General features: G+C 58.2%; 3 rRNA genes. All 3 read right to left on the minus strand.

Annotated elements, in window-relative coordinates:
- Nucleotides 1-23: 23 nt before the first annotated feature.
- Nucleotides 24-140, minus strand: a 5S ribosomal RNA gene (gene rrf / locus CTE05_RS19945).
- 77 nt (nucleotides 141-217) lie between these two features.
- Nucleotides 218-3,333, minus strand: a 23S ribosomal RNA gene (locus tag CTE05_RS19950).
- A gap of 453 nt (nucleotides 3,334-3,786) precedes the next feature.
- Nucleotides 3,787-5,307: ribosomal RNA gene (locus tag CTE05_RS19955) — 16S ribosomal RNA — on the minus strand.
- Together the 16S, 23S and 5S rRNA genes form the textbook arrangement of a ribosomal RNA operon.
- Between the last annotated feature and the right edge of the window lie 252 nt (nucleotides 5,308-5,559).

Below are 5,559 nucleotides of genomic sequence, written 5' to 3' on the forward strand. Positions count from 1 at the left end.
AGGGGTGGCTCTTCCTGAATGATGTCCGGCGGCGTCCTACTCTCCCACACCCTGGCGAGTGCAGTACCATCGGCGCTGAAGGGCTTAGCTTCCGGGTTCGGAATGGGACCGGGCGTTTCCCCTTCGCTATGACCGCCGTAACGCTATCGAGTTGTCAAACGGGTTCCCGTTCGTCACTCGGGAACCGCACAGTGGACGCGTAGCACACAAGAATGGTGTGGTGAAGTTGTCGGCTTATTAGTACCGGTCAGCTGCGAGGGTCGTTAGTCCCCTCTTCCACATCCGGCCTATCTACCCAGTGGTCTAGCTGGGAGCCTCTCACCCCTCGAGGGGGCATGGAAACCTCATCTTGAAGCAGGCTTCCCGCTTAGATGCTTTCAGCGGTTATCCCTTCCGAACGTAGCTAACCAGCCGTGCTCCTGGCGGAACAACTGGCACACCAGAGGTTCGTCCGTCCCGGTCCTCTCGTACTAGGGACAGCCCTTCTCAAGTTTCCTGCGCGCGCAGCGGATAGGGACCGAACTGTCTCACGACGTTCTAAACCCAGCTCGCGTACCGCTTTAATGGGCGAACAGCCCAACCCTTGGGACCTACTCCAGCCCCAGGATGCGACGAGCCGACATCGAGGTGCCAAACCATGCCGTCGATATGGACTCTTGGGCAAGATCAGCCTGTTATCCCCGGGGTACCTTTTATCCGTTGAGCGACGGCGCTTCCACAAGCCACCGCCGGATCACTAGTTCCGACTTTCGTCCCTGCTCGACCTGTCAGTCTCACAGTCAAGCTCCCTTGTGCACTTGCACTCGCCACCTGATTGCCAACCAGGCTGAGGGAACCTTTGAGCGCCTCCGTTACATTTTAGGAGGCAACCGCCCCAGTTAAACTACCCATCAGGCACTGTCCCTGATCCGGATCACGGACCGAGGTTAGATATCCAGAGCGACCAGAGTGGTATTTCAACGTTGACTCCACCGACACTGGCGTGCCGGCTTCACAGTCTCCCACCTATCCTACACAAGCCGCACCGAACACCAATACCAAACTATAGTAAAGGTCCCGGGGTCTTTCCGTCCTGCTGCGCGTAACGAGCATCTTTACTCGTAGTGCAATTTCGCCGAGTTCGCGGTTGAGACAGCGGAGAAGTCGTTACGCCATTCGTGCAGGTCGGAACTTACCCGACAAGGAATTTCGCTACCTTAGGATGGTTATAGTTACCACCGCCGTTTACTGGGGCTTAAATTCTGAGCTTCGCCTTGCGGCTGACCCGTCCTCTTAACCTTCCAGCACCGGGCAGGCGTCAGTCCGTATACATCGTCTTGCGACTTCGCACGGACCTGTGTTTTTAGTAAACAGTCGCTTCTCCCTGGTCTCTGCGGCCCTTCACGCTCCCCGAGCAAGTCGGTTCACGCTTCAGGCCCCCCTTCTCCCGAAGTTACGGGGGCATTTTGCCGAGTTCCTTAACCACGATTCTCTCGATCGCCTTGGTATTCTCTACCTGATCACCTGAGTCGGTTTGGGGTACGGGCGGCTAGAACCTCGCGTCGAGGCTTTTCTTGGCAGCATAGGATCACCAGATTCCCGCATTCGCGGTCACCGTCAGCTCTCAGGCTATGTGAGGTGCGGATTTGCCTACACCTCGCCCTACGACCTTGGACGTGGACTACCATCGCCACGCTTGGCTACCTTCCTGCGTCACCCCTGTTAATACGCTTACCTACTACCGGTTCGGGTCACGCGCTCCCCGGTGCGGTGTCCCCGAAGGGACGGTGCACCGGCTCGGGCGTTTAGCATCACCGGGCTCGGTATGGGCGGTTCTTCGCCGGTACGGGAATATCAACCCGTTGTCCATCGACTACGCCTGTCGGCCTCGCCTTAGGTCCCGACTTACCCAGGGCGGATTAGCCTGGCCCTGGAACCCTTGATCATTCGGCGGACGGGTTTCTCACCCGTCATTCGCTACTCATGCCTGCATTCTCACTCGTGTGGCGTCCACCGCTGGGTTCCCCCGCGACTTCACTCGCCACACGACGCTCCCCTACCCATCCACACGCCTGAACACACCTTGCGGTGCGCTGAGCTGATATGTGAATGCCACAGCTTCGGCGGTATACTTGAGCCCCGCTACATTGTCGGCGCGGAATCACTTGACCAGTGAGCTATTACGCACTCTTTCAAGGGTGGCTGCTTCTAAGCCAACCTCCTGGTTGTCTGTGCAACTCCACATCCTTTCCCACTTAGCATACGCTTAGGGGCCTTAGCTGGTGGTCTGGGCTGTTTCCCTCTCGACTACGGAGCTTATCCCCCGCAGTCTCACTGCCACGCTCTGGCTTACCGGCATTCGGAGTTTGGCTAACGTCAGTAACCTGGTGGGGCCCATCGGCTATCCAGTAGCTCTACCTCCGGCAAGAAACACGTGACGCTGCACCTAAATGCATTTCGGGGAGAACCAGCTATCACGGAGTTTGATTGGCCTTTCACCCCTAACCACAGGTCATCCCCCAGGTTTTCAACCCTGGTGGGTTCGGTCCTCCACGCGGTCTTACCCGCGCTTCAACCTGCCCATGGCTAGATCACTCCGCTTCGGGTCTAGAGCACGCGACTGAGACGCCCTATTCGGACTCGCTTTCGCTACGGCTTCCCCACACGGGTTAACCTCGCCACGTACCACTAACTCGCAGGCTCATTCTTCAAAAGGCACGCTGTCACCCCTGCTAGGGAGGCTCCAACGGATTGTAGGCACACGGTTTCAGGTACTATTTCACTCCCCTCCCGGGGTACTTTTCACCTTTCCCTCACGGTACTTGTCCGCTATCGGTCACTAGGTAGTATTTAGGCTTACACAGTGGTCTGTGCAGATTCACTCCAGGTTTCTCGGGCCCGGAGCTACTTGGGATCCCCTTCGGGAGGCCACGCCATTTCGTCTACGGGGGTCACACCCTCTGTGCCGGGCCTTTCAATGCCCTTCGACTATGACGCGACTTTCTGACTCCCTGCTGATTCGGCAGAACCAGCTGAAAGGTCCCACAACCCCGTGCACGCAACGCCTGCCGGCTTGAACACGTACACGGTTTGGCCTGATCCGCTTTCGCTCGCCACTACTCACGGAATATCTCTTCCTGGCGGTACTGAGATGTTTCACTTCCCGCCGTTCCCTCCACACACCCTATATATTCAGGTGCGGGTCACACGACATGACTCGTGCGGGGTTTCCCCATTCGGACATCCTCGGATCACGGTTCGTTTGCCAACTCCCCGAGGCTTATCGCAGGCTACAACGTCCTTCTTCGGCTCCTAGTGCCAAGGCATCCACCCTGTGCCCTTATAAACTTGACCACAAAGATCATTCAAAAAGATGCTCGCGTCCACTGTGCAGTTCTCAAGCTACGACCGGCGACAAGCACCCTCACCCCAGCGCCTACCCACCACACCAGACCCGTTCCCGGGACCGTGCGATGGGTGGTTCGACTGAGCGGTACCCGCCCGCAGCCACCCGAGCCCCACCCCCACCCGCAGGCGAAGACGCGACCCGTAGCGACCCTGAACGAACAACCTTCCGGCTGTTCCCTCAGGACCCAACAGCGTGCCCGACCAACCCCTCCCCAGCAGCCCACCGTTCCCACCCAGAACCCCGAAGGGCCTGGCGTACTAGGTCGCCACCAGCTCGCAAGCCGGCCATAGTCGATGTTCCACCCTCGAGCACCGTCCCCCACTCGTTCGGCAGGGACAACGGGCCTGGACACCACAGCCACCCCATGACAGGACAACCTGATGCCAGATGCTCCTTAGAAAGGAGGTGATCCAGCCGCACCTTCCGGTACGGCTACCTTGTTACGACTTAGTCCCAATCGCCAGTCCCACCTTCGACAGCTCCCTCCACAAGGGTTGGGCCACCGGCTTCGGGTGTTACCGACTTTCGTGACTTGACGGGCGGTGTGTACAAGGCCCGGGAACGTATTCACCGCAGCGTTGCTGATCTGCGATTACTAGCGACTCCGACTTCATGGGGTCGAGTTGCAGACCCCAATCCGAACTGAGACCGGCTTTTTGGGATTCGCTCCACCTCGCGGTATCGCAGCCCTTTGTACCGGCCATTGTAGCATGCGTGAAGCCCAAGACATAAGGGGCATGATGATTTGACGTCATCCCCACCTTCCTCCGAGTTGACCCCGGCAGTCTCCCATGAGTCCCCGGCATAACCCGCTGGCAACATGGGACGAGGGTTGCGCTCGTTGCGGGACTTAACCCAACATCTCACGACACGAGCTGACGACAACCATGCACCACCTGTACACCGACCTTGCGGGGCAACCATCTCTGGAAGTTTCCGGTGTATGTCAAGCCTTGGTAAGGTTCTTCGCGTTGCATCGAATTAATCCGCATGCTCCGCCGCTTGTGCGGGCCCCCGTCAATTTCTTTGAGTTTTAGCCTTGCGGCCGTACTCCCCAGGCGGGGCACTTAATGCGTTTGCTGCGGCACGGAACTCGTGGAATGAGCCCCACACCTAGTGCCCAACGTTTACGGCATGGACTACCAGGGTATCTAATCCTGTTCGCTCCCCATGCTTTCGCTCCTCAGCGTCAGTTGCGGCCCAGTGACCTGCCTTCGCCATCGGTGTTCCTCCTGATATCTGCGCATTCCACCGCTACACCAGGAATTCCAGTCACCCCTACCGCACTCTAGTCTGCCCGTACCCACTGCAAGCCCAAGGTTGAGCCTTAGGTTTTCACAGCAGACGCGACAAACCGCCTACGAGCTCTTTACGCCCAATAATTCCGGACAACGCTTGCGCCCTACGTATTACCGCGGCTGCTGGCACGTAGTTAGCCGGCGCTTCTTCTGCAGGTACCGTCACTTGCGCTTCTTCCCTGCTGAAAGAGGTTTACAACCCGAAGGCCGTCATCCCTCACGCGGCGTCGCTGCATCAGGCTTGCGCCCATTGTGCAATATTCCCCACTGCTGCCTCCCGTAGGAGTCTGGGCCGTGTCTCAGTCCCAGTGTGGCCGGTCGCCCTCTCAGGCCGGCTACCCGTCGTCGCCTTGGTAGGCCACTACCCCACCAACAAGCTGATAGGCCGCGAGCCCATCCCCCACCGATAAATCTTTCCAGACGCTACAGATGCCTGTACGTCTCATATCCGGTATTAGACCCCGTTTCCAGGGCTTATCCCAGAGTGAAGGGTAGGTTGCTCACGTGTTACTCACCCGTTCGCCACTGATCAGACCAGCAAGCTGGCCATCACCGTTCGACTTGCATGTGTTAAGCACGCCGCCAGCGTTCGTCCTGAGCCAGAATCAAACTCTCCGTAAATGTCTACATGGCACCCCACCACCAAAGCAGTGAAGCAACCGACACACGAAATGGTCCCGATAAGGACCGTTCAGATTCGGCTGAATGTCGGCCCCGCCACCCCACGGAGGTGAAGTAAACGGAACCTATCTCAACCAAGACCCACCACCTCAGCACCCACACCCCGAACGGGACACGAACACCTCTGATAGCGAGCCATATGGCATCGACTATTTGGCACACTGTTGAGTTCTCAAGGAACAGACGCGCATC

Origin of the sequence: Cellulomonas terrae, assembly GCF_007990265.1 — a bacterium.
GTDB classification, from domain to species: domain Bacteria; phylum Actinomycetota; class Actinomycetes; order Actinomycetales; family Cellulomonadaceae; genus Cellulomonas; species Cellulomonas terrae.